Annotated in this window: 21 protein-coding genes; 14 read left to right on the top strand and 7 right to left on the bottom strand. The window is 65.4% G+C overall.

Translation table 11 applies throughout. The features are described from left to right. Positions 1-96 precede the first annotated feature (96 nt). From rfbF to AC1VVM_RS08810, 5 genes are all read left to right on the top strand, one after another. The gene (gene rfbF / locus AC1VVM_RS08830) at positions 97-933 is read left to right on the top strand and encodes a glucose-1-phosphate cytidylyltransferase (RefSeq protein WP_132384725.1); all 837 of its coding nucleotides are present in this window, start codon (positions 97-99) and stop codon (positions 931-933) included. Continuing rightward, a complete protein-coding gene (gene rfbG / locus AC1VVM_RS08825; protein WP_482903598.1) occupies positions 926-2,068 on the top strand; it encodes a CDP-glucose 4,6-dehydratase in 1,143 nt (380 codons plus the stop codon). Before rfbF ends, rfbG begins: the two co-directional genes overlap by 8 nt. Beyond that, complete coding sequence (locus AC1VVM_RS08820) at positions 2,059-3,279, top strand: DegT/DnrJ/EryC1/StrS family aminotransferase (RefSeq protein ID WP_482954953.1); 1,221 nt, start codon at positions 2,059-2,061, stop codon at positions 3,277-3,279. Before rfbG ends, AC1VVM_RS08820 begins: the two co-directional genes overlap by 10 nt. 89 nt (positions 3,280-3,368) lie before the next feature. After that, positions 3,369-4,328, top strand: a complete 960-nt coding sequence (locus tag AC1VVM_RS08815; protein WP_165912028.1) for an NAD-dependent epimerase/dehydratase family protein — start codon at positions 3,369-3,371, stop codon at positions 4,326-4,328. Positions 4,329-4,333: 5 nt separating this feature from the next. After that, positions 4,334-5,314 (top strand): glycosyltransferase family 2 protein, encoded by a 981-nt coding sequence (locus AC1VVM_RS08810; RefSeq protein WP_482903596.1) that lies wholly within the window; start codon positions 4,334-4,336, stop codon positions 5,312-5,314. On the opposite strand, the gene AC1VVM_RS08805 is transcribed toward AC1VVM_RS08810, so the two are convergent. Continuing rightward, positions 5,286-5,702, bottom strand: a complete 417-nt coding sequence (locus AC1VVM_RS08805; RefSeq protein WP_482903595.1) for a GtrA family protein — start codon at positions 5,700-5,702, stop codon at positions 5,286-5,288. The two genes, AC1VVM_RS08810 and AC1VVM_RS08805, sit on opposite strands and share 29 nt — an antisense overlap. Next, a complete protein-coding gene (locus AC1VVM_RS08800) occupies positions 5,699-6,748 on the bottom strand; it encodes an SDR family NAD(P)-dependent oxidoreductase (RefSeq protein ID WP_482903594.1) in 1,050 nt (349 codons plus the stop codon). Before AC1VVM_RS08800 ends, AC1VVM_RS08805 begins: the two co-directional genes overlap by 4 nt. A gap of 354 nt (positions 6,749-7,102) precedes the next feature. Between AC1VVM_RS08800 and AC1VVM_RS08795 the strand changes: the two genes are divergently transcribed. Then, positions 7,103-8,137: a hypothetical protein gene (locus AC1VVM_RS08795; RefSeq protein WP_482903593.1), complete on the top strand. Its 1,035-nt coding sequence runs from the start codon at positions 7,103-7,105 to the stop codon at positions 8,135-8,137. 208 nt (positions 8,138-8,345) lie between these two features. After that, the gene (locus tag AC1VVM_RS08790) at positions 8,346-9,356 is read left to right on the top strand and encodes an IS30 family transposase (protein ID WP_482954952.1); all 1,011 of its coding nucleotides are present in this window, start codon (positions 8,346-8,348) and stop codon (positions 9,354-9,356) included. Between the two features lie 101 nt (positions 9,357-9,457). Here AC1VVM_RS08790 and AC1VVM_RS08785 read toward each other — a convergent pair whose 3' ends face one another. Together AC1VVM_RS08785 and AC1VVM_RS08780 are read right to left on the bottom strand one after the other, a co-directional pair. Further along, entirely contained in the window at positions 9,458-9,811 is a 354-nt protein-coding gene (locus AC1VVM_RS08785) for a response regulator (RefSeq protein ID WP_132385702.1), read from the bottom strand. A gap of 131 nt (positions 9,812-9,942) precedes the next feature. Next, the gene (locus AC1VVM_RS08780) at positions 9,943-10,260 is read right to left on the bottom strand and encodes a hypothetical protein (protein WP_207904590.1); all 318 of its coding nucleotides are present in this window, start codon (positions 10,258-10,260) and stop codon (positions 9,943-9,945) included. A 190-nt stretch (positions 10,261-10,450) separates the two neighbouring features. Here AC1VVM_RS08780 and AC1VVM_RS08775 point away from each other — a divergent pair, with 190 nt between their 5' ends. The 7 genes from AC1VVM_RS08775 to AC1VVM_RS08745 all read left to right on the top strand — a co-directional run bounded on the left by AC1VVM_RS08775 (position 10,451) and on the right by AC1VVM_RS08745 (position 19,938). Beyond that, the gene (locus tag AC1VVM_RS08775) at positions 10,451-12,826 is read left to right on the top strand and encodes a chemotaxis protein CheA (RefSeq protein WP_482903592.1); all 2,376 of its coding nucleotides are present in this window, start codon (positions 10,451-10,453) and stop codon (positions 12,824-12,826) included. 2 nt (positions 12,827-12,828) lie between these two features. Further along, entirely contained in the window at positions 12,829-13,308 is a 480-nt protein-coding gene (locus AC1VVM_RS08770; RefSeq protein WP_482903591.1) for a chemotaxis protein CheW, read from the top strand. A 55-nt stretch (positions 13,309-13,363) separates the two neighbouring features. Further along, positions 13,364-13,729, top strand: coding sequence for a response regulator (locus tag AC1VVM_RS08765; RefSeq protein WP_132384715.1), 366 nt, complete (start codon positions 13,364-13,366; stop codon positions 13,727-13,729). Between the two features lie 20 nt (positions 13,730-13,749). Then, a complete protein-coding gene (gene cheB / locus AC1VVM_RS08760) occupies positions 13,750-14,874 on the top strand; it encodes a chemotaxis-specific protein-glutamate methyltransferase CheB (protein ID WP_482903590.1) in 1,125 nt (374 codons plus the stop codon). Next, positions 14,865-15,743 (top strand): CheR family methyltransferase, encoded by an 879-nt coding sequence (locus tag AC1VVM_RS08755; protein WP_482903589.1) that lies wholly within the window; start codon positions 14,865-14,867, stop codon positions 15,741-15,743. Before cheB ends, AC1VVM_RS08755 begins: the two co-directional genes overlap by 10 nt. 105 nt (positions 15,744-15,848) lie before the next feature. Beyond that, positions 15,849-17,660, top strand: coding sequence for a methyl-accepting chemotaxis protein (locus AC1VVM_RS08750; protein ID WP_482903588.1), 1,812 nt, complete (start codon positions 15,849-15,851; stop codon positions 17,658-17,660). 73 nt (positions 17,661-17,733) lie between these two features. Continuing rightward, positions 17,734-19,938: a penicillin acylase family protein gene (locus AC1VVM_RS08745; protein WP_482903587.1), complete on the top strand. Its 2,205-nt coding sequence runs from the start codon at positions 17,734-17,736 to the stop codon at positions 19,936-19,938. 345 nt (positions 19,939-20,283) lie between these two features. Here the strand turns inward: AC1VVM_RS08745 and AC1VVM_RS08740 are convergent, their stop codons facing one another. The 3 genes from AC1VVM_RS08740 to nhaC all read right to left on the bottom strand — a co-directional run bounded on the left by AC1VVM_RS08740 (position 20,284) and on the right by nhaC (position 24,762). After that, the gene (locus tag AC1VVM_RS08740; RefSeq protein WP_482903586.1) at positions 20,284-22,431 is read right to left on the bottom strand and encodes a methyl-accepting chemotaxis protein; all 2,148 of its coding nucleotides are present in this window, start codon (positions 22,429-22,431) and stop codon (positions 20,284-20,286) included. A gap of 21 nt (positions 22,432-22,452) precedes the next feature. After that, positions 22,453-23,160, bottom strand: a complete 708-nt coding sequence (locus AC1VVM_RS08735; RefSeq protein WP_482903585.1) for a TorF family putative porin — start codon at positions 23,158-23,160, stop codon at positions 22,453-22,455. 132 nt (positions 23,161-23,292) lie between these two features. After that, positions 23,293-24,762: a Na+/H+ antiporter NhaC gene (nhaC, locus tag AC1VVM_RS08730; RefSeq protein ID WP_482903584.1), complete on the bottom strand. Its 1,470-nt coding sequence runs from the start codon at positions 24,760-24,762 to the stop codon at positions 23,293-23,295. Between the last annotated feature and the right edge of the window lie 435 nt (positions 24,763-25,197).

Here is a 25,197-nt window from a genome sequence, read left to right as displayed (position 1 = left end):
CCGATGCCCACTTCGCCGGGAACCCGCTCTGCCCTTAACCTTGCGCCATCGAGCGGAGAATTTTCTCCAGAAATTTCCGTGACCGGAGAACGTGTCATGAAAGTCGTTCTGCTCGCAGGTGGTCTGGGCTCGCGCCTTGCCGAAGAGACCGTTCGGATACCCAAGCCGATGGTGGAAGTCGCCGGGCGGCCGATCATGCTCCATGTCATGGATATCTACGACCACTGGGGACACAACGACTTCATCGTCGCTTGCGGATACAAGTCTTTGGCGATCAAGAGTTTCTTTCAGGCGCTCCACCTGATGTCGAACGACTTCACGGTGGGCATCGGCAATGGCGAGATGGCCCTGCGCCCCACCACCAAGATCGACTGGCGCGTTTCGGTGGTGGACACCGGCCTGGCAACGATGACCGGGGGGCGGCTCAGGCGGCTCCGCTCGTGGCTGGATAACGAGACATTCATGGTCACCTACTCGGACGGGGTGGGCAACATCGATATTACCGCGCTGCTGGAATACCACCGCTCGCATGGCAGGCTGGCCACCGTTACCGCGGTCCAGCCGCCAGCGCGTTTCGGCAATCTGGAATTGGGCGAATGCGCTGGAAAAGGTGGCCAGGTGGTGGAATTCACCGAGAAGGTCATCAAGTACGAAACCTGGATAAACGGCGGCTTCTTCGTCTTTGAGCCGGGCGTGCTCGACTATTTGACGGGTGACGAGGAACCGCTCGAACAGGCGCCGCTCACCCGCCTGGCTCACGATGGCCAGCTCATGGCTTTCAAGCACAAGGGCTTCTGGCACCCGATGGACACCGTGCGTGACCGCGACACACTGGACAAGCTGGGCACGCAGGCGCTGCCGCCGTGGATGGATTTCGAGAACGGGCAGCCGGTGCTTTCCACCGACGGTCCGACCAAACTGCAACATGCCTGACGAGGGCACTCTGGATCAGGCGCTTGCAGCGGTTTACCGCGGCAAGCGGATCCTGGTGACTGGCCATACCGGATTCAAGGGTGGCTGGCTTTGCCTCTTGCTCAGGAAACTGGGTGCCGAGGTTGCCGGGATCGCCTTGCACCGCCCCCCGCAAGGCCCTGACTTCTTCCATTCGGTCGACCTCGGGGAGCTGGTCGACCACCGCATTGCCGACATTCGCGATGCCCGCGCCTATGGCGAGGCCTGCAAGGGGCTGGAACCCGATCTGGTGTTTCACCTTGCCGCGCAGGCGCTGGTGCGGCCTTCCTATGCCGACCCGGTGGAAACGTTCGCCACCAATGTGACCGGCACGGCGATAGTGCTCGACGCGGTGCGGCGCATACCCTCTACGCGCGGCGTGGTCGTCGTTACCAGCGACAAGTGCTACGACAACCGCGAGTGGGCATGGCCCTATCGCGAGACCGACGCGCTGGGCGGCGCAGACCCCTACAGCGCCTCCAAAGGCTGCACCGAACTGGTGGCCGCCGCGTTCCGGCATTCGTATTTTGGCGATCCCGCTGGCTGCCAGATCGCCACCGCACGGGCGGGCAACGTGATCGGCGGCGGCGACATGTCGCTCGACCGGCTGCTGCCCGACGTGGTGCGCGCGACCATGGCGGGCACGGCAGTAACGATCCGCAATCCGGCCAGCGTACGCCCGTGGCAGCACGTGCTGGAGCCCGTGACGGGCTACCTCATGATAGGCGCCAGGCTGCTGGGCAGCGATGCCCCGCGCTATGCCGAGGCTTTCAACTTCGGCCCGAGCGCGGATGGCTTCATCGATGTCGAGACACTCGCCCGCCGATTCCAGCACGCCTGGGGCTCCGGTGTCGCGCAGATCGCCTTCGGCAAGCGGCCGGACGATCCGCACGAGGCAGGGATGCTCACGCTCGATTCCAGCAAGGCGCGCGCGCGCCTCGGCTGGCGGCCCCGCCTTTCGACCGAAGATGCGGTGGCCCTGACCGCCGAGTGGTACCGCACCGCAACGCGCGGCCATGCCGCGATGCGCGCCATCAGCGAGGCGCAGATCGCCCACTATTTCAACGCAACCGCAGACACCCAATCGTTCGAGGGGGCAACGGCAGCATGCGCGTGAATTACGGCCAGACCGTCCACGGCGAGGAAGAGATCGCCGCCGTCCTCGAAGTCCTGCGAACATCGACGCAGATGGGCCCGAAAGTGCGCGCCATGGAGGAGCAGGTCTCCGCGCTCTTCGCCAAGGACCACGGGATCATGGTCAATTCCGGCTCCTCCGCGAACTACCTCGCGATCGAACTGCTGAACCTGCCAGAAGGCAGCGAGGTCGTGACCCCTGCCCTCACGTTCGCGACGACGGTGGCGCCCATCGTGCGGTCACGGCTGATTCCCGCTTTCGTCGATTCCGCCGTGGGCACCTACAATATCGATGTCGACAAGATCGAAGCGATGATCGGGCCGAACACCCGCGCGGTGATGATCCCATCGCTGATCGGCAACCTGCCCGACTGGGACCGCATTCGCGACATTGCCGACCGGCATGGCCTGATGATCGTGGAAGACAGCGCCGATACATTGGGCGCCACTTTGCGCGGAACCAGCACGGGGACACGCTCGCACATTTCCACCACCAGCTTCTACGGGTCGCATGTCATCAATGCGGCGGGCAACGGCGGCATGCTCTGCGTCTCGGACGAGGACCTTGCCCGGCGCGCGCTGCTGCTGCGTTCGTGGGGGCGGACAAGTTCGCTCCATGTCGATTCCGAGAGCATCGACACGCGCTTCAACGTCGCACTCGACGGTATCGACTACGACGCCAAGTTCCTGTTCGACGAACTGGGTTTCAACGTCGAGCCTTCGGAGATGGGCGCCGCCTTCGGGTTGGTCCAGCTCACCAAGCTCCAGGCCAACATCGCCGCGCGCGAGCGTCACTTCCAGCGCCAGTACGCGTTCTTCAAGGCTTACGAGGAATGGTTCGTGCTGCCCCGCCAATTGCCGGATTCGCGCACCGGCTGGCTCGCCTTCCCGCTGACCATTCGCGAGGATGCGCCTTTCACCCGCACGCAGATGCAGATCTGGCTGGAGCAGCGCGATATCCAGACGCGCCCGGTGTTCACCGGCAATATCCTGCGCCAGCCGGCCATGCAGGGCGTGCCCGCGCGCGTATCGCCCGAAGGCTATCCGGTGGCCGATGCGGTCATGAGGGGCGGCATCCTGCTCGCCTGCCACCACGGCCTGACCGAAGCCCACATCCAGTACATGCATGAAAGTTTCGAGGCCTTCGTTGCATCGCTGCCCGCGTCCTCCCGCTTCGAGACCGCCAATGCCTGAGTATTCGCCCAAAATGCCGCTGCCGGGGACAGCGGCCTGACGGAAAAGCACAGACTGCCCGGAAGGCCGGGCCGAAGGGAACAGGAATCGTGGTGCGCAAGTCAGTCTCGCTGGTGACAGGAGCAGCCGGCTTCATCGGCTCGCACCTGTCCGCGCGCCTTCTTGCGGAAGGGGACGAAGTCCACGTCCTCGTCCGCCCGACGACGTCGCTGGCGCGGCTATCCGCGATCGCTGGAAACCTTACGATCCACACCTCCGACTTGCGCGACCGTGAGGCCACGCGCGCGCAAATCGCGGCGATCGCGCCAGAGCGCGTATTCCACCTGGCCGCCGAAACCCGCCTGCCCCCCGAACCGAGCTTCGAGCGGGCCCGCGCGGCCATCGCCTTCTATATCGAACCCACGCTCAACCTTGTGGAAGCGCTGGCGGACCTTTCCGCGCCCCCTTCGGTCGTCGTCCGCACCGGGACCATCGCCGAATACGGCGACGCTGATCTGCCCTATGGCGAGGCCAGCCGCCCCCACCCGCTCTCACCCTATGGCGCCGGGATGCTGGCCACCGCGCAGTATCTTGCGATGCTGGCCCCCACCGTGCCGTTCCCGGTTATCACCGCCAGACTGGCGCTGTGCTACGGCCCCGGCCAATCGCGCGAATTCCTTGTCCCCGCGCTGATCGACGCAGCGATTACGGGTCGCCCCATCACTGTCCGGCGTCCCGGCGACCGGCGCGACCTGCTGCACGTTGCGGATGTCGTCGACGCCCTGCTCCAGATTGCCGAGCTTGCCTCCGGTGATTGCACGCTCGTCAATGTCGCCTCGGGCGAGGCACCGACCATGGGCGAAGTGGCCGACCGGATCGTCGCCATGACCGGCTGCGACCCCGCTCTCGTCACCAGGCTGGACCCGCTTCCCGGCGACAGCCCGGTCGAAATGCGCAGCACCACCGAACGGGCACGCGTGCGCTTTGGATGGGAGCGACGGATCGGGCTTGAGGAAGGGCTGCGCCAGACCATCGCGGCCGAGCAACTCATGCGCAGCATGGCGGGGTGACGGCAGTGAACGCAGAGCCCAAAACCCTTGTCTCGATCCTGATACCGGCCTTCAACGAAGAGCTGACCGTGGTTCGTTGCTACGAGGCAGTGGTGCGCGTTTTCGAGAGACTGCCAGAGTACAGCTACGAGATCATCGTCACCGACAACCATTCGACCGACCGGACTTTCGAACTGCTGGAAGAGCTTGCCCGAAGGGACCCGGCGCTCAAGGTCATCCGGTTCTCACGCAACTATGGCTACCAGCGCTCACTGCTCTGTGCCTACAAGGCAGCCAGCGGTGCTTGCTCGATCCAGCTCGATTGTGATCTTCAGGACCCGCCCGAACTGATCCCCGACATGCTCCAGCATTGGCGGCTGGGCCATCAGGTCGTCTACGGCATCCGCCGCAGCCTGCAGGACAGCTTCGTGGTGGCGACGGCCCGGCGCGCGTTCTACCACTTCATCACCTGGATCAGCGACGACGACCTGCCGGTCAACGCTGGCGAGTTCCGCCTTTGCGACCGGCGCATCCTGGTCGAGCTGCACAAGGTGGACGATGCCTCGCCCTATTTGCGCGGCCTCATCAGCGCGATGGGTTTCTCGCAGATCGGGCTGGAGTACGACCGTGCGGACCGGACGGCGGGGGAAAGCAAGTTTCCGCTGAAATCGATGATTTCGCTGGCGGTGGACGGCGTGCTCAACCACTCGCTGCTGCCGCTGCGGATCGCCTCGATCTCCGGGATCATGATCGGCGTGCTGTCGCTGCTGCTGACGTTCGTCTATCTGATCGGCCGGATCGTGCTGGGACAGCATTGGCCCGCCGGCTTCGCGACGACGACGATCCTGCTGCTGATGTCGATCTCCATCAATTCGATCTTCATGGGGATCCTGGGCGAATATGTCGGGCGCCTGTTCCTTCAGGCCAAGAACGCATCCAGCCCGATCGTCGAGACCCGGCTCAACTTTCCCGACGTGGTCACGCTCGTCGCGCGGGAAACACGATAAGGCGGGTCAGCACGAAGAGCAGCGCGGCATAAGTGCAGACGGCCAAGCCCTGAAGCAGCGCAGTGCCGCCCAGACCCGCTGCCCTCCCCAGCGCAATCACGCCAAGATTGGCGCCATAGGCCGTCAGGAACGCCAGCACATAACGCACCATCTCCGCCCGGCTCGGACGGTGGCGAGCGCGGAACGTCAGGCTGCGGTGCATAAGATAGGAAATCGGCAAGCCCATCGCGAAGCCCAGCACATTGGCGCCGTAATCCCCCAGCCCGGCGAACAGCCAGCACAGGATGAGGCCATAGCCGATCGCGGTATTGGCCGCGCCCACCAGCACGAACCGTGCGAGCGTGGCCAGTTCGCCGCGCAGGGCCACGACGCGATCCGCCGGGCTCACTCGGCCGCCTGGGATGCCGCCTCGGTCTCGCACCCGTAGAACACGCGATACCAATCCGCGAAGCGCTGGAGCCCTTCTTCCAGCATGACGCGCGGGTGATAGCCGGTAAGCGCGTTCAGGCGGCTGACGTCGGCATAAGTGGCGGTCACGTCGCCCGGCTGCATCGGGCGCATGACCTTCACCGCCTCACGCCCGAGCGCCGCTTCGAGTGCGGCGATCATGTCCATCAGGCCGACCGGGCGACTGTCCCCGATGTTGAGCACGCGGTGCAGCGGATCGTACATTCCCCCGCCCGGCGGGTTGTCGAGCGCACCGAGCACCCCGTCGACGATATCGTCGATATAGGTGAAATCGCGCGCCATCCGGCCCTCGCCATAGACCTCGATCGGCTGACCGGAGAGGATATTTCCGGTGAAGCTGAAATAGGCCATGTCCGGCCGTCCCCATGGCCCATAGACCGTGAAGAACCGCAGCCCCGTCTGCGCGAAGTGATAGAGCCCGGCATAGGCATGGCTCATCAGCTCGCACGAACGCTTGGTGGCGGCGTAGAGCGAGACTGGGCTTACCGTGGGATCGTCCTCGGTAAACCCACTGCCTGCCAGCGGCCGGTCGCCGTAGACCGAACTGGACGAGGCATAGACCAGGTGTTCGAAATCCGGCGCATGGCGGCACGCCTCCAGCACCGAGAGATGCCCGGCCAGATTGGAATGCTGATAGGCGAAAGGATGCTCGATGCTGTAGCGCACCCCCGCCTGCGCCGCGAGATGCACGACCCTGCGCACGCCCTCGTGCCGAACCAGCGCTGCCAGTCCCTCGGCATCGGCGATGTCCATGCGGTGGAACATGAAGTCGGGATGCCCCTCGAACGTCGCGAGGCGCGCTTCCTTCAGCGCGGGATCGTAGTAAGCGTTGACCACGTCGATCCCGATCACCCGCTCGCCCCGGGCCAGCAGGCGATGCGCGGTGGCATGGCCGATGAAGCCGGCCGCCCCGGTCACGAGCACCGGATCGCGGCCGCCACCTCGCACCTTTTCATGTTCGTTCACAGACTGGCTCCCTTCCGCCGTTCGGCGCGCAGGCCCTCCGCAAAGGGGTGCTGGGTGACGAAGGGTGCTGGGGGAACCCGCCCCGGGCAATCACCCCTATGGCGATCCCGGACGTGTCATTGGGGTCGGAGCGCCAGCCCATTGGGCGTACCCCGCCCACAACCGGGGCCGCGATGGTAGTGCGCCACGGCTCAGCCTAGACTTAAGGGGTGCCAGCGGGCGATTCATGGCAATTGACCGGAATCGGGCAAAAACCGAACATTCGACTTGCATTCAGGAAGCTAACCGGGCCGGTCGGGCACAGAGATCCCCCCAAAAGGCAACCGTTCCCGCCGAGGCATGGAGATCCCCGCGTTGTCCCAACAGTCGATTCAACCGCTTGTTCATATCGGCTTTCACAAGACCGCCTCCACGCTGCTCCAGCGCACGCTTTTCGCCCGCTCAGACCTAGGCTACGAACGCCCCGGCCGGGACCGCGTCCGCCTTCAGGCCGACTTCATCCGCTACGGCGCCTTCGACGAGATGGAGCCCAAGGTGATCGAGGCCTATCACCGCCTTGCCTACGAAGCTCGCACGCGCGGCCGCACGCTGGTGCTCTCGCACGAGCGTCTCTCAGGCTATCCCGGATCGGGCGGGTTCGACGCGCGGATGATCGCGGACCGCGTCAAGACCTGCCTTCCCGATGCCCGAATCCTGGTCTTCGTGCGCGAACAGCGTTCGATGCTCTATTCCTACTATCTTCAGTATATTACCGACGGCGGATCGCTGTCGTTCCGGCGGCTGACGCGGCCGATCCAGCCCAAGCTGTTCCGCAAGCCGGAATTCGACTTGCGCAGCTTCGCCTATGTCCCGCTGATCGAATATTACCGGACACTGTTCGGTTCGGAGAACGTGCTCGTCATCCCCTACGAAGCGCTGCGCGGCGAATCCTGGCGCATTGCGGTGGAGATCGCGCGTTTCTGCGGCCAGTCGACCGCCCGGATCGAGGCTGACATCTTCGGCGACATGGCCAATGCCAGCATGCCGCTGATGATGCAGCTGCTGCGGCGCCATCTCAACGGGCTGATCTACCGCAACCAGCTCTCCCCGCACGCGCCGATCGCGTTCAATCCGTTCGACCGCTGGTATCGCCGGATGCGCCCGCTGTTCGAGCCCACGCGGCTGATCGATGCTCCCCTGCGTCGGCGCCTCAAGCGCCAGATCGAGGATGTCACCGGCGACCGCTATGCGGAGAGCAACCTCCAACTTCAGCGCATGACCGCGCACGATCTTTCGCGTTACGGCTATCGCTTGTCGGTTCCGTCATCGGCGCCTCAGCCGAGGACGACCGCACCGAACGGCAACGAGGTCACGGTGCGAACCGGCACGGCCTTGCAAGCAACGGGCTAACCTGCGGACGCTGACTGCCCCCCACGAGGCCACCCCAACACCTCGTCGCCCCCGCGAAGGCGGGCCCCCGCTTTTGTTGAGTTCACGCAGAGACGCGGAGACATACAGAGACCGTGCAGCAATCCGCCGTTCTCTCTGCGTGCTTAAAAGAAGAAGCGGGATCCGCCAAGTTCACAAACGAAGTGCAACACCAGGTTATGGTGTTGTCATGGGAAGAGCTTACGAACAGCTTGATCTGGAAGAGCGGTGTACGATTGCCCGTCTTCATGAAGACGGGCAATCGCTGCGCCAGATCGCGGCAGCTGTGGATCGCTCGGCATCGACGATCTCTCGGGAGCTGAAGCGCAACAGCGGCAGCACGGTGGGCTATCGGCCCGGCTATGCGCAAGAGCAGGCGCGCGCCCGGCGCTGGTCGGGCCTGCGCCTCGAACGCGATCAGGCCTTGCGCGAGGGCGTGCTGGGCCGCCTCGCGGCCGGCTGGTCACCCGAGCAGATCGCCGGCCGCATGGCCCGCGAGGCCGGCGTGCGTATCATCAGTCACGAGAGCATCTATCGCTTCATCCATGCCCAGATCAGGCGGACGAACGATCGATCATGGCGCCATTATCTGCCCCGCGCCAAGGCCCGCCGCGGATGGCGCCGCAAGCCCGGCGGATCCTCGGTCCGCTTCATCGCCAAGCGCCAACCCATCGCCATGCGCCCGGACGAGGCCGCGGATCGGTCCCGGCCCGGCCACTGGGAGGCCGACTTCATGCTCTTCGCCCGATACGGCCAGGCCATCCTCGTCGCCCATGAACGCTCCTCGCGCTACACCCTGATCTGCCATCCGCCCGACCGAAAGGCCCGGCGCACCGCCGACCTGCTCGCCGCCATGCTGCGGCCCTGGCCCGCCGCCTTGCGCCAAACCCTGACCCTCGACAACGGCACCGAGTTTGCACAGCACCACAGGTTGCACCGTCTCGGCATCGATACGTTCTTCTGCGACCCCCACGCCCCATGGCAAAAGGGCGGCGTCGAAAACGCCATCGGCCGCCTCAGACGCGACCTGCCGCGCAAGACCAACATCGAGGATCTCTCGCCTGCCCACTTTGAGGACATCATCCAACGCTACAACAATACACCGCGAAAATGCCTCGACTTCAAAACACCCGCCGAGGCATGCTCTCTTCAACCGTTGCACTTCGAATGTGAATCCACATCCCCGCCTTCGCGGGGATGACGGGGTTTGGGATGGCGATCTCAGTTAGTCCGGCGACCAACGCGCCGTTAAGTCTGCCTTACCTGATCGCCGCCCGCATTTAGACTCAGGCCATCAAAATATCAGGCCGCGCCGATGCCTTGCAGCTTCATGTGCAACGTATGGTGATCGAACGGCTTGATGACGTATTCGTCGGCACCCGCCTCGATCCCCTTGCGGATATCGCCGTTCTCCGAGTTGGTGGTACAGAACACCACCTTCGGCCGGTGGGCGCCCTGCATCCCGCGCAGCGCGGTGACGAATTCCAGCCCGCCCATCAGCGGCATGTTCCAGTCGAGCAGGATCAGGTCCGGCATCGCCGCCATGCACTTGCTCAGCGCTTCCTCGCCATTCTCGGCCTCGGTCACGGTGTAGCCGAGCGCCTCAAGGATACGGCGCGAGACTTTCCGGATCACCCGCGAATCGTCGACGATCAGGCCGCGACGACCACGCGGCGCCTCGGGCACAGCAGCGGCGGCGGCCTGCGGGGCAGGTGTTTCGTCCTCGCGGCGGGCGGGCGCCGGGGTGCGCTTGATCAGACCCTCAAGAATGACACTTACTCCCTTGCTCACGCGTTCTCGTTGGCCTGGAGGATCCGGGCGACCTTCTTGGCGGTCTCGATGACTTCCTCCTTGTCCTCGGCCACCGGCTGAGGCCGGGGCAGCGATTCGGCGGAAATCTCCGAAGGCGTCATCCGCACATGGATATAGGGCATCCAGATCTCGCCGAATTCGGCCTTCTGGTACCACAGGTCGACAACGTCATAGGACACCCAGAATCCGTCGGGATCCTGAAGCCGCACGCCCTCGCCGATGCGGGGCACGGCGGCAAACCGGACGGTCTCCTGCGTCTGACGTGTCTCGTTCTGGACTTCGATCTCGATCAAAGCACGGTCTCCCTCGCTTGGCCGACAGGCTAGGGGGAAATCCTTGCTGAAAAGGAAATTTTACCAATCTTCCGCGCACGACCGGCCGCGTGAGGGTGCCGATCCCGGTTTCCGCGGGGCACGAGATCGACGGGCCTATACTCTTGGTTAATTTATTCGGCCGCATAAGCCCCGGGAATTGGGGGCCCTTATGGACGAACTGCTCGAAGACTTCGTCGTCGAAACCCGCGAAATGCTGGAGGCGCTGGGCGGCGAACTGATTTCCTGGGAGGAAAATCCGGGCGACCGCGCGCGGCTCGATTCGATTTTCCGCTTCGTCCACACCGTGAAGGGCAATTGCGGCTTCGTGGACCTGCCGCGTCTCGAAGCGCTCAGCCACGCCGCCGAGGATGCGCTGGCCGATGTCCGCGCAGGTCGCCGCAGCGCCGATGCCGCTCTGGTCAGCGCGGTGCTGGCGGTGGTGGACCGGATCGGCGACATGGTCGACGCCATCGAGGCGGGCGAGACTTTCCCCGAAGGCGGCGACGAGGCGCTGAAGGCCGCGCTCGAACCGGCGGCCGCGCCGGTCGTCACGCTGGTTCCGGCTACCCCTCCGCCAATATCAGGCCCCCGTACTGCCCAGCCGCAGCGATCGATCCGCATCCCCGTCGAACTGCTCGACAAAGTGATGAGCGGCGTTTCCGACATGGTGCTGGCCCGCAACGAACTGGCCCGCCGCCTGCGCGAAGGCGCGGTCGAACCGCAAGTCCACGAACCGTTCGAGCGCCTTTCCGCGATTATCGCCGAAGTGCGCGAGGCGATGACCCGCACCCGCATGCAGCGGATCGAGAGCCTGTTTTCCGGACTGCCCCGCATGGTGCGCGACCTTGCCGCCGAACTCGGCAAGCAGGCGCACGTGGACATCGCCGGCAACGAGGTGGAGCTTGACCGCGAGATGGTCGAGATCATCCGCGATCCCCTCACCCACATCGTCCGCAACGCCATCGACCACGGCATCGAGCACGCGCCGCTGCGGCGCCTTGCCGGCAAGAGCGAGATCGGGCGGCTCTCCGTTTCGGCGCGCCAGTCGGGCAACAAGATCCTGATCGACATCGTCGACGACGGGCGCGGGATCGACGAGACGCGCCTGCTCGAAAAGGCCGTGATCGCCGGTCTGGTGGACGAGGCGCAGGCCGCCCGCATGTCGCGCAGCGAAGCCTTCGAACTGATCTTCGAGCCGGGACTGTCCACCGCCGAAACGGTCACCGCGATTTCCGGACGCGGCGTCGGCATGGACGTGGTGCGCGCAAATATCGAGCGGATCGGCGGCGCCATCGAGATCGATTCGACGCCCGGCCTCGGCACCCGCATGACCCTGCGCGTGCCGCTCACGCTGACCATCATTCCGGCCGTGACGGTCGGCATCGGCAACCAGCGCTTCGCGATCCCGCGCAGTTCGGTGGAGGAAATCATCCACCTTGCCGACGGCACGCTGGAAATCGACGAAGTGGGCGGCGCCATGCTCGCCCGTATCCGCGAGCACCGCGTGCCCTGCCTCATGGCCGCGCAAGTGCTGCATGTTGCGGCTGACGAGCCCCTCTCCGACGACGCGGCGCGGCCGGTGATCGTGCTGCGGCACGCGGGCGGCGGCCATTTCGCGCTGATCGTCGATCAGGTCTTCGGGCACGAGGAACTGGTCATCAAGCCCGCAGCCCCTGCCATCATCGCCACCGGCCTCTATGCCGGTACCACGCTGACCGACGACGGCCATCCGATCCTGCTGCTGGAAGTGAGCGGCATCGCCCGCGCCGGCGGCCTGCGCACCGACGCGCTGGAACGCCGCGACCGGCTGGAGGACGCCCCTGCCCAGCCACGCCGCACGACCAGCGTGCTGCTCTTCACCGGGCTCGACGGCATTCGCCGCGCCATGCCGATGGGCGTGCTCGACCGGCTGGAGGAAGTCGGCCCCGAAGCGATCGCGATGGAGGGCGACCGCCGCCTCGTGGTCATACGCGATTGCATCCTGCCGCTCGCCGGGATCGAGGACATGCCCCTCGAAACGGCGCTGGACGGCAATGGCGTCCTGCGCCTGCTGCGGCTTGCCGACGGACAGAACGAGATCGCCTATGCCGTGCGCGAGGCGCTGGAAATCCGCGAGATCGATGCGGATGCCATTGCCGCAGGCGGCGCCGAGCACGAGGATGCAGTGGTCCTGGTCGACGGTCTGGCCACGCAAGTCGTCGCGCCCTACCGCCTGTTCGCGCGCCATTCGCGCACGCCGTCGCGCATCGTCCGGCCGGTCTGCCGCCTTCCCGCCGACGATGCGTGGATCCAGAACTTCGTGCGCCCGATGGTCGAGGCGGCAGGCTACCGCGTGGTCGAGACCGACACCCCGGACGAGGCCGATCTTGCCATCCTGCCACACGATGGCGGCGGCGCGTCCACTGCCTCGCCCCATGGCCCGGCGCGCGAGGTGATCCGCCTACGCACCGAACCGGGAAACCCGGAGCCGGGCGATTCCAGCATCTATCGCTACGATCAGGCCGCGCTGATGGGCGCCTTGCGCCGCCACGCCGGGAGGGCCTGAGCATGTCGGAACTGTCCAATCGAGAACTGCTCGTCGTCGTCACGCTGGCCGGGCGGCGGATCGCGCTGCGCTCGCGCGATGTGCAATCGGTCATCGCGCTTGAAGTGATGACTCCGGTCCCTTGCGCCCCCGCCCATGTTGCCGGACTTTCGGGTCTGCGCAGCCGGGTGCTGACCGTGATCGACGGCTGCCGCGCGCTCGATCTCGGCGAATGTTCGCGCGGCGCCCAAGGCGGCGCCGGATCGCCCGCCGCCGTGGTCATGCACGAAGGTCACGCCTACGCCCTGCTGCTCGACGAGGTAGAGGACGTGACGGAGGCGTGGAACGAGCCGCAACCGATCAACGCGCAAATGGAAGGCAATTGGGCAGCGATGTCGCACGGCCTTGTCGAAACCGCGCTGGGGCCGCTGCTGGTGGCCGATGTCGGGGCCCTGATCGCGGGTCCGCAAGCCACTTTCCCGCCCTCCGTCGAGGCCGCTTAAGCAAATGGTTACGCAAAACGACTAGGGTTGGGCTCTGGGATAAGGAAACTACCGTATGAAAACCTGCCTGATCGTCGATGACTCGCGGTTGATCCGGAAGTTCTCGCGTCAGTCGATGGAGGCCCTCGGCTTCATGGTCAGTGAGGCCTGCGACGGGCAGCAAGCCATCCAGAGCTGCGAAGCCGCGATGCCCGACGTCATCCTGCTCGACTGGAACATGCCGGTGATGAGCGGCATCGAATTCCTGCGCGTCCTGCGCCAGACCGGCCATGCCAACCAACCCAAGGTCGTGTTCTGCACCACCGAAAGCGATGCCGCCCATATTCAGGCGGCCATCGAGGCGGGCGCCGACGAATATGTGATGAAGCCGTTCGACCACGATACCCTGCACATGAAGCTTCAGCTCGTCGGCGTCGCCTGAGCCGCATCGAGGCTGCCTCGATGGCCCTATCCCCGCTGCGCCGACGCGACATGCGCTCCGATCGGGCCCGCGCGGCACTGCTGCCGCCCGTCCGACTGATGATAATCGACGATTCGCTGGTGGCCCGCACCGCGCTCAAGCGCATGGTCGAAGGGGCCGAGGGGCTTGAGGTCGTCGGTATTGCCAGCAATGCCGAAGCGGCGTTGGAAACCTTGCGCACCAGTCGGGTCGACGTGATCCTGCTCGATCTCGACATGCCCGGCATGGGCGGACTGGAAGCACTCCCCCGCATCATCGAGCGGGCACGCGGCGCGCGTATTCTGGTGGTCTCCTCGCTCACCATCGACGGCGCCGAGCATACACTGGCGGCGCTGGCACTGGGCGCTGCCGATACCCTGCCCAAGCCCGTCGCACGCGGATTCCACGGAGACTACCGCGACCTCCTGCTCGGCAAGATCCGCGAACTCGGCCTTGCTGCCGTCCCCACGCGCGAAGCGGTCGGCCGGGAGGCCGCGCCGTCCCCGCGCCTGCGTCCGCCAACGGGCAATCCCGCGCGGCAACCCGCCGAAATCCTTGCCATCGGCGCATCCACCGGCGGCGTTCACGCGCTAGCCAGCCTGTTTGCGGCGCTGCCCCGGCAGCTTGGCGTGCCGGTCGTCATCACCCAGCACTTGCCGCCCGCGATCATTCCCTATTTCGCGCGCCAGATCCGCACCGCCTCGGGCTGCGAGACGCTGCTGGCCGAAGAGGACATGCCGCTCCTGCCCGACCGCGTGCTGATCGCGCCCGGCGCTGCCCACATGGCCTTCCGCCGCCGGGGAGACACGCTCACCGTCCGGCTCGACCACGCGCCTGCCCCGAGCGGCTGCCTGCCCTCGCTGGACACCATGTTCGCCTCGCTCGCCGAGGAGATGGGCGACCGTACTTTGGGCGTCGTGCTCTCGGGCATGGGGCGCGACGGAGCCCTTGGCGCGGCCCGCATCGTCGCGGCCGGAGGCACAATCCTTGCGCAGGACGAGGCCAGCTCGGCCGTCTGGGGCATGCCGCGCGCGGTAGCTGAGGCCGGGCTTGCCAGCGCCGTCCTGCCGCCCGAACAGCTTGCCCAGCGCGTGATCGCCGGAATTGGAGCCACGCCGTGCAAGTGAGTCTCGCCTCCGAACGCCTGCTGGCCGAACTTCTGCGGGCGCGCACCGGGCAGGAGCTGCCCGACAATCGCCGCTGGCGGATCGGCACGGCGCTCTCAGGCCTGTGCCGCGAATATGGCATCGACAGCATCGACCAGCTTGTCGCCATGTTTTCGCCCACGCGGCAATCCGTGCTGGCGCGCCAGATGGTCGAGGCCCTGCTCAACAACGAAACCTATTTCTTCCGCGACCGCGCGCTGTTCGACCATCTCGTCGGGCATGTCCTGCCCACTTTGGCCGAAACCCGGGCGGAAAGCCGCTCACTGACGATCTGGTCGGTCGGATGCTCGACCGGGCAGGAGGCGCTGACGCTGGCGATGCTCTTCGCCTCTCAGGAAGCGCGCTGGGCGGGCTGGACCATCTCGATCCTCGGCACAGACGTCTCCGGCTCGGTGATCGAGATCGCGCGCAAGGGCTGCTACACGCCGTTCCAGATCCAGCGCGGCCTCGCCATGGGCGAGATGATGCGCTGGTTCGAGGAAACGCCGCAAGGCTGGCGCGTGCGCGAACGGCTGCGCCGGATGATTCGTTTCGAGGAGCACAACCTGCTCGATCCGCTGCCCGCCCTGCCCGGCGGCCAGATGCCCACGTTCGACATCGTGCTGTGCCGTAATGTCCTGCTCTATTTCGATGCCGCCACGCGGGAGCGCGCCTTTGCCCGCGTCGCCTCCGCGCTGGCGCCCGACGGCTGGCTGATGCTCGGCGCCGGAGAGACCACGCTGGGCCTGACCGACCGGCTCTCCCCAGAACGCGGCGCCCCCGGATTCTTCCGCCATGCAAAGCCCGCAAAACCGCGCCGCGCCGCCGTCGCGCCAGCCGCTATCGCCTGAAGCGCCGTTACTCCGTTTAAGCCTTATTTAAGCGTAATTTCGTAGGCCTCTGCATCATCGCTCGCCAAGGTTGTTCAGCCAAGGTTTGCAGGGGGGAAGAGTGCAATGACCGACATGGCTTCCGCATCGAAGCGCGACTGGTTCTGGCGCCGGTCCATCGTCACCAAGATCCGCATTATCATCTGCATTTTCCTGGTCATGTCGGTGACGATCGCGGGCGTTGCCTGCGTCGCGCTGAGCAAGGTTCAGGGCGACGCCACGCTGACCGCCAAGCTCCACAGCTCCGCGCTCGGTGCCGCCGATGCCTGGAGCGATATCGCGCAGGCCATGCAGCAGCTCGATGCGGCGCGCGCAGCAGGCGATACAGGCGGTGATTCAGGGCACGGCCTCGATGCCGCCCATGCCAATGCCACCCGGGCGCTCGTCGCCTCGGCCGCCGACAAGCTCGGCAAGGCGCGCGTGGCGCTCGACAATGTCGATCCCGGCGTGGACCTGCTGTTCGACCGCCTGACGCCCACGCTCACTGCCTTCGACGCGCAGCTTTCCTCGGGCCCAACCGGCACCGATCCCTCCGTGGCGATGACCCAGATCTCGGGCCAGGTCGCGCAGATCAAGGACGTGCTGACCCAGCGCACCGAATCCATCGAGCAGAGCCGTGACAGCTTCATCGGCTGGACCGAAGTCACCATGCTGGTCCTCGCCCTGCTGGCCGCGCTCAATGGCATCTTCGCGCTCCTGGTCACCCGGCGCGGCATCACTGGCCCGCTGGCCGACATGGCCGATGCCATGGTCAAGCTGGCCGAGGGTGACCGCGATATCGTCGTGCCCGGCACCGATCAGGTCAACGAGATCGGCGACATGGCCCGCTCGCTCGAAACCTTCCGGCGCGGGTATCTGCGGCTCGACAAGCTGCGGCAGGAAGCCGCCGCCGCCGCCGAGGCCGAGATCGAGCGACAGGAAGAACTGCGCCGTGGCCGCGACGCCATGCGCGACCAGCGCAAGAAGATCGTCCTCGATCTTGCCGAGAAGTTCGAACAGAGCGTGGGCGAGATCGTCAGCGGCGTCGCCTCGGCCTCCAGCCAGCTTCAGTCGACCGCGACCTCGATGGCCAAGTCCGCCGAACATGCCGCCACACGCACCAGCGAAGTCTCGACCGCGATGGGCGAAGCGTCGGCCGGGGTGACCGCCGCCGCTGCCGCCAGCGACGAATTCGCCATGTCGATCCACGAAATCAGCCGTCAGGCCGCGACTTCGGCCGAACTGGCCCGTCAGGCCAGCGAAACCACCGCCAATGCCGATGCCACGATCGCCAAACTGGCGGTGTCGGCCGAACAGGTGGGCCAGATCGTCAAGCTGATCCACTCCATCGCCCAGCGCACCAACCTGCTGGCGCTCAATGCCTCGATCGAGGCGGCACGCGGGGGCGAGGCTGGTCGCGGCTTCGCGGTCGTCGCCGCAGAGGTCAAGGAACTGGCCGCCCAGACCAGCAAGGCGACCGACGAAGTGGCCGCGCAGATCGGCGAGATCCAGGCATCCACCACCGGTAGCGTCGAGGCCCTGCGCGCCATTGCCGAGGACGTGGCCCAGCTTGAGGCCACCTCGGTCTCGATTGCCGCCGCGGTCGATCAGCAGTCGGTTGCCGGGCAGGATCTTGCCCGCAGCATCGACCTTGCCGCGCGCAGCACCGACGATGTTACCGGGCGCGTGGAAGACGTGCGCGAAACCTCGCTGGCGACGGGTGCCGCCGCCTCGCAAGTGCTCTCCTCCTCGACCGAGCTTCAGCTTCAGGCGGCGATCCTCAAGAGCCAGGTCGAGCGCTTCCTCGGCAGCATTCGCAGCCCCGAATTGCCCGACGAGCGCATTTCCACCTACCCCGTCCAGCACGACTGGGACCGCGAAGTCGAAGCCGCTGAATAGGCCGATTGCCTTGCTCCGCCGGGCCGGTCCGATGGACCTTGCCCGGCGGCGCCTCGGGCGATAGCTGAGGGCGATGCAGCGCAATTTATCTCCTGTTCGCAAGGCTCTCGCCGCCGGCACTTTCCTTACCGCGCTTGCCGCTCCGCCGGCCGCCCATGCGGCAACGCCGGCCGAACTGGCCCGCTGGAAGGCAGAGGCGGCCCGGGTCACGATCACCCGCGACGACTGGGGCATTGCCCATGTTCACGGCCGCAGCGATGCCGACACCGTGTTCGGCGCGATCTATACGCAGGCCGAAGACGATTTCCCGAGGGTAGAGGCCAATTACCTCACCGCGCTCGGCCGCACGGCGGAAGCCGATGGCGAAAGCGCGATCTGGCAGGACTTGCGCCAGCGCCTCTTCGTCGATCCCGAGGAACTGAAGGCGCAATATCGCGAGAGCCCGCCATGGCTGCGCACGCTGATGAACAGCTGGGCGGACGGGCTCAATTTCTACCTCGCCACGCATCCCGACGTGAAGCCCAAGCTGCTCACGCGGTTCGAGCCGTGGATGGCCCTCTCCTTCACCGAGGGTTCGATCGGCGGCGACATCGAGCAGATCTCGCTGACCAAGCTCCAGAGCTTTTACGAACACCGCCGCATTCCGCCCACCGCGCTGGAAACCGGCGCGCTGGTGAAAGAACCGAGCGGATCGAACGGCATCGCCATCGCGCCCGTCAACACCGCGAACGGCCATGCCCTGCTGCTGATCAACCCGCACACCAGCTTCTACTTCCGCGCCGAATTGCAGATGACCAGCGATGCCGGGCTCAACACGTATGGCGCGTCGACCTGGGGCCAGTTCTTCATCTATCAGGGCTTCAACCCGAAGATCGGCTGGATGCATACGTCCTCCACCGTCGACAATATCGACCAGTTCGCGGAGACGGTGGACACGCGCGGCGGCAAGCCCGTCTATCACTACGGCAGCGGACTGCGCCCGCTGACGACGCGCGAGGTGACCGTCTCGTTCCGCCGCCCCGACGGCACCATGGGCGAGCGCCAGTTCACCACCTACCGCACGCACCACGGCCCCATCGTGGCCGAGGACGGCGGCAAGTGGATTGCCGAGGCGCTGATGTGGAAGCCGATCCCCGCGCTCCAACAGAGCTGGCTGCGCACCAAGACGAGCGACCTTGCCTCCTTCATCACGGTCGCGGGCGCGCGGGCCAATTCCTCGAACGACACGATCCTGGCCGATGCCCGGGGCGAGATCGCCTATCTCCACCCGCAATTCGTGCCAGTGCGCGACGATCGCTTCGACTACCGCGATCCGGTCGACGGCGCCGATCCGGCCACCGACTGGAAGGGCCTGCACGCGATCGACACGCTGCCCAACGTGCTCAATCCCAAAGTCGGCTGGGTCCACAACACCAATGACTGGCCCTGGGACGCCGCCGGGCCGGACAGCCCCAAGGCCGCCGATTTCCCGCGCTACATGGATCAGGTGGGCGGCAACTATCGCGGCGTCCATGCCGACGAAGTGCTCACCGGCAAGCACGACTTCACGCCCGAACGCCTGATCGCGGCGGCTTACGACAGCCACCTGCCCGCTTTCGCGGTGCTGCTGCCGCAGCTTGCCGCAGACTACGACGCCCTGCCCGCCGCCGATCCGCTGAAAGCCAAGCTCGCCGCGCCGATGGCGCTGTTGCGGAGCTGGGATTGCCGCTGGGGCTATGGCTCGAAGGAAACCACGCTGGCGGTGTTCTGGGGCGATACGCTGGGCGGCAAGTTCGGCGCCGATGCCAAGAGGGCACGGCTGAACCTGCCGGACTACATCGCCAAGCGTACCACGTCTGACCAGCGACTGACCGCGCTTTCGGAGGCGACGGACCGGCTGACGCGCGACTTCGGCGGCTGGCAGGTGCCGTGGGGCGAGGTCAATCGCTTCCAGCGGCTCGACGGTGCGATCACGCCGCACTTCGACGATGCCAAGAGCAGCATTTCGGTGCCCTTCACCTCGGCGCTCTGGGGCTCGCTCGCCTCGTTCGGCGCGAAGCCTTATCCGAACACGAAGAAGTATTACGGCACCAGCGGCAACAGCTTCGTCGCCGTGGTCGAGTTCGGACCCAAAGTGCGGGCATGGGCCGTGAGCGCCGGAGGACAGAGCGGCGATCCGACCTCTGCGCACTTCAAGGATCAGGCGCAGCGCTATGCCGATGGTGCGCTGCGGCCGATCTATTTCTATCCCGAGGATCTGGCCGGGCACACGACCCGTACGTACCGGCCGGGAGAGTAAGCCCGCTCCGCCTGTTCCGCTCGCTCTGCCCAATCAGCCCGTCAGGCCCGTTCCGTCCACTCCCCTCACACCCAAACACTCCGTCGCCCTCGCGAATGCGGGGGCCCTGCTTTTTCTTGAGTTCACGCGCAGACGTGGAGACGCAGAGAGACGGTGCAGCAATCGCCCCTCTGCGTCTCCGCGTCTCTGCGTGCTTAAAAAGAAAAGCGGGGCCCCCGCCTTCGCCGGGGCGACGAAGACCGGTGGATGTAAAGGGGTGGAACGCCGCGAGGCCTATACGAAAAGGCCCGCGGATCGGCGTGATCCGCGGGCCTTTGCTTTACCCGAAGGCTGGACCGGCAACCGTCAGGCCACCGAAGCCAGCCGCGCCGAACCGCGCATCTCGCCGGTATCGAAACGCGCCGCCTGATCGTTGAGCGAAACCGCCTCGGTCGTCAGGTTGCGCGCGGCGGCGGAGGTTTCCTCCACCATGGCCGCGTTCTGCTGGGTCGAATGGTCCATGGTCGAAACCGCCACGCTGATCTGGCTGATCGCGGTGGACTGGGCCTGATTGTCCTCCGCCATCTGGCCGAGCAGCTTGTGCACTTCGCCGACGCCGCCCGAGATGTTCTCGAACGCACCGTCCACGCGCTGCACCGCGTTCACGGCGGTGACGATATCGGTCTGCGTCACCGTAAGCTGGTCACGCGCGCGCTTGGCCTCTTCCTCGGCCCGCATCGCAAGCGCCGAGACGAGATCGGCCACCACGGCGAACCCGCGACCGGCATCACCCGCACGGCCTGCCTCGACCGCCGCGTTCATGGCGAGCACGCGGGTCTGGAAGGCGATCTTGTCGACGCCTTCGATCACCTGGTCGATGCCCTTGGCGCTGTCGCTCACACGGTCCATCGCCGCGACGGCCTCACCGGCAACCGCGCGGCCGCTGGAGACAGTGGTGAGCGCCTCGTCGGCACGGCGGACCGTCTGCGATGCGGCGGTGGCCGAAGCCTTGAGCCGCTGGTCGATCTGCACGAGCGCGGCCGACGTCTCTTCCAGGCTGGCGGCATTGGCTTCGGTGCGACGGGCAAGGTCTTCCGATGCCTGCGCGATTTCCATCGAGCCCGAACGGATACCCCCGGCGCTGAGCGCGACGGCACCGATCATGCGGCGCAGCTCGCCCAGAGCGGCGTTGAAGTTGTCCTTCAGCGCAGCATAGCCCGCCGGGAACGGCACTGCGATCTCGGCCGTGAGATCGCCGCGCGTCAGGGCGTCGAGCCCCTCGCCCACGGCGCTCGTCACCACGCGCTGCTCTTCGGCGGCGCGCTGGTCGGCCTCGGCACGGTCGGCAGCGGCCTGACGGAACACGTCCGCCGCACGGGCCATGGTGCCGATCTCGTCCTCACGCTCGGTTTCGGGGATCGTGCAATCCTCACCCTTGGCAAGGCGGTCAACCGCATCGCTCAGCGCCGCCATCGGGCGGCCGATGATGCCGCGTGCAGCGAAGAACAGGCTCGCCAGCACCGCGCCGACAATGATCAGACCGCCCAGCACAAGCTGCCAGCCGATCGAACGCGCCGGCGCCGAAACGGTCGCCTCGGGAACGTCGAGCACAAGCGCCCAAGTGGCATTGAGATTGTCGAGCGCGATCGGACGGATCACGCGGCGGGTGGGCACGCCGCCGATGTCGAGGCCCGGCAGCACCTTGGTCTCGCCGCTGGCCAGCGCGGCCTTCACTTCATCGAGGCCGGGGTCGGCATAAGTCTTGCCGAGCACCGAGGCGTCCGGATTGGCCACCCATGTCGCCGAGGAGGACAGCAGCATCACGCGGCCGTCACCGAAGGGCTTGAGCGTGCCGAGACGCTGGGAAATCGTACCCAGTTCCATGTCCACGCCGACCACGCCAATCACCTTGTCGCCCGAACGGACGGGGTGCGTGATCGAGGTCATCAGGACCTGCTTGCCGTCAAGATCGTAGGCATAGGGATCGACAAGCGCGCCCTTGCCGCTGTCGAATGCCTGACGGAAGTAAGGCTTGTCGTAAGCACCCGCCTCATTGTTCGGCTGCTGCGTCAGGACGCCGTTGCTCTTCACCCAGTACGGCGTGAAGTTGCCGTTGGGTGCGGAGCCCGGCTGATTGCCCTTGCCCGCATCGGTGCCGTCCCACTGGTTCGGCTTGATCATCACCCAGCTGCCCAGCGCTGCCTTGGATTCGAGCAGATCGGTCTTCAGCACCGTCAACGCCGTGCCGCGATCGCGCGCGCCGGTCGCGTGCATCTTGCCCAGCGACGAGGCCAGGGCCCGTGCAGTCGCCTCGAACGTGGCGATATCGGCCTTCACCTGATTGCCCTCGGCATTGGCCTGGGCGACGGCGGCATCGTCGGACAGGTTGGCCACGGCCGTGCCGGTCTCAAAAACGACGCCCGAAAATCCGAGCAGGAGCAGCAGCGCGATCGCCAGGCCGGCGACCGTCATCAGCTTGCCCGCTATGTGCATGCGACTGAACAGGTCTTTCATTATCTCGCTCCAGCGGGAGGATCAGAAGCCGGCGCTGACGGAAAACAGCGCGGCGCCATCGGCGTTGTGGCCGTGGCTAAGGTCGGTATCGATGTAGGAAAGGTTGAAGGTCAGCTTGCTCACCGCGACGTCGGCGCCCAGCGACCAGTCGTAATAGCCGCCGGGCTTCGGGCTGAGCGCGCCCTTGCTGCGGCCGCCGTGCGCGCGAAGCGTCACCGGGGTCCCGGGAATAGGCGCGGCAGCCTCGCCGAAGAGGTAAAGGTGATCGCCGCCCAGCGCGGCCTGATCCCAGCTATAACCACTGCCCAGCGTTCCGCGCAGCGGGCCGAAATCGTGGGTCAGCTTGGCCGTGGTCTCGAAGTACTCGATCTTCCCGGTGCCCTTGCCGCCGGGATAGCTGTAATAGGCAACGGCAACGTCAAGGCTGGTACGCTTGGCGACGTTACCCGCCCAGCCGCCGTAGAGATCGACCTCGGTGGGGCCATAACGGTCCCCCAAGCCGAGCGAAGAGCCCCAGGTGCCGACGTAGACGCCGCTCTTGTGCGCAAGGTTGATCGTGCCCTGGATCGCAGGGTCCTTGCCGGTCAACGAGATGCCGCGAAACCGGTAGTCGCTGATGAGGGTGACGTCGCCCGAGACGGTGATGGCGGGGCTTTCTTCCTGAGCTTGAACGGCGGGGGGAAACAGAACTGCAATCAGGGCGACCCCTGAAGGAATGGCAAAACGCATGTAAGTCCTCTTTGCGGGACACTGATAGACTTTGCCATTATAGGATAGCTCGCCAGCCAACGTGCCGGCCGGACTCGATTACAGGAGCAGTCGAAGCCGCGGCGCGAAACTCCGGCGCGGCGGCGCGGGAAATCAGTTCTCGCGGATACGGGCTATCTTGATGTCCAGCCCGCCGTAGAGAATGTCGAGCAGCGGGCTCGCATAGTTGAAGATCGCGAAGGGCGCATAGGCCAGCGTGGGCACGCCCAGCACCGCCGCCATATAGGCGCCGCAGGAATTCCACGGCACCAACGGTGCCGTGACGATGCCGCCGTCCGAAACCACGCGTGAGAGGTTCTTGCTCGCCAGATTGCGCTTTTCGAATTCCACCCGAAACAGGCGGATCGGCAGCACGACCGCCACGTATTGATCAGCGGTCACGATGTTCAGGCCGATCGCGGTGCAGATCGATGTCGCGATCAGGCTGCCGGTGTGCTTCGCCCGCGTGAGCACCGGCGTCACAAGCTTGGACAACAGACCGAACTCATCGAGCAGCGATCCGAAAGCCAGCGCCACGATGATCAGCCAGACGGTCAACAACATGCTCGCCATGCCGCCGCGCGAAAGCAGGCTGTCCACCGCCTCTATGCCGGTATCGGTATGATAGCCGCTGGCGATCACATGCCAGACCGCCTTGATATAGGCCTCCAGCCCGGTCCCGCCGTCGGGAATGATCGCAAGCACCGCATGGGGTTGGGTGAAGCAGGCGAGCAACCCCGCGAACAGCGCCGAAGTCATGATCGCCAGCGACGCCGGAGCCTTGCGGAACGACAGGACGACCAGCAGCAGAAGCGGAAGCAGATTGATGGCCGAGATATTGAAGATCTGATCCAGCGCCATCAGTTCGGAATGTATGACCTCCGAACCGGCCAGCGCGGGATGGCCGATAAATCCCAGCGAGATCAATCCGATCGCCGCGATAACGAAGGCCGGGCCGCTGACCCACGCCTGATGGCGAAGATGCTCGTAAATATCGTTGCCGGTCAATTGGGCGGCCAGGATCGTCGTTTCGGACAAGGGAGACAGTTTGTCTCCGGTATAGGCCCCGGAAACGACCGCACCGGCAGTAATGAAGGGGGATAGATCGGCCAGAGTGGCCAACCCGATCAATCCAACTCCGATAGTTCCCGCTGTCGTCCAAGAACTGCCGATGCAGAGCGATGTGACGGCACAGACTATTAGCGCCGTAGCGTAGAACCAGTTGGGATTAATGATCCCAAGACCGTAGTATACCAGCGTAGGAATGGTACCGGCCATGTTCCATGTACCGATCAGCGCGCCCACCGTAAGCAGGATGAAAATCGCACTGACCACCGAAGAAACGCCGCGACGCCCCGCTTCGGCAACACTTTCCCAAGGATGGCCATTCTTCAGGATAATCAGGGATGCCACCATGCCGGCCAGCATCATCGCGACCTGCAATGGCCCGGCCATCGCATCCACGCCGAACAACACGACCGCGCTACTGACAAGTACTGCCAGGATCACCAGCGGTAACAGCGCGTCCGCATAAGAGGGTTCGCGGGGTTGTCTTGGGGTGGGTTCAGGATCCGTTTCGGGCATGCGGTCCATCTTTCGAAAAGTTCCGCAGTAAAAGCACTTGCCGAGTCGGCTAGGTGATGAACCGATATTGGCGCACAAAGAAAAAATTATCACGCTCAAAATTCAAAAATTCGCGAAGCGCCACTCATTTAGAGTCCATTTCGAGAACACCCGCGGCAACGCATTAGAAGCGACACTCTATTGCCGCGAGCCTGCGAAACGGCGGACGAGAGCGCGAATTGATGCTGTTCGGGGGGAACCCGCCCGCCTGCACTGCAGCTTTCGTGCTTCTTCCTGGCACCTCGATCCCGTTGCTAAACAATGGATTAACGCTGATACAATTCAATTTTCCGCATGAAATCAACAGCCGCCTTCTATGAAAGAGCGCAATCACATTTGCGTTGCACTGCAACAATACAGGTATGGCGAGGAGAAATCGTCGCTCCATTTAAAAAT

Source organism: Novosphingobium sp. BL-S-33 (assembly GCF_056857025.1).
The sequence above is the reverse complement of the archived record's forward strand: the minus strand, read 5'-3'. Positions and strand labels throughout refer to the sequence as shown.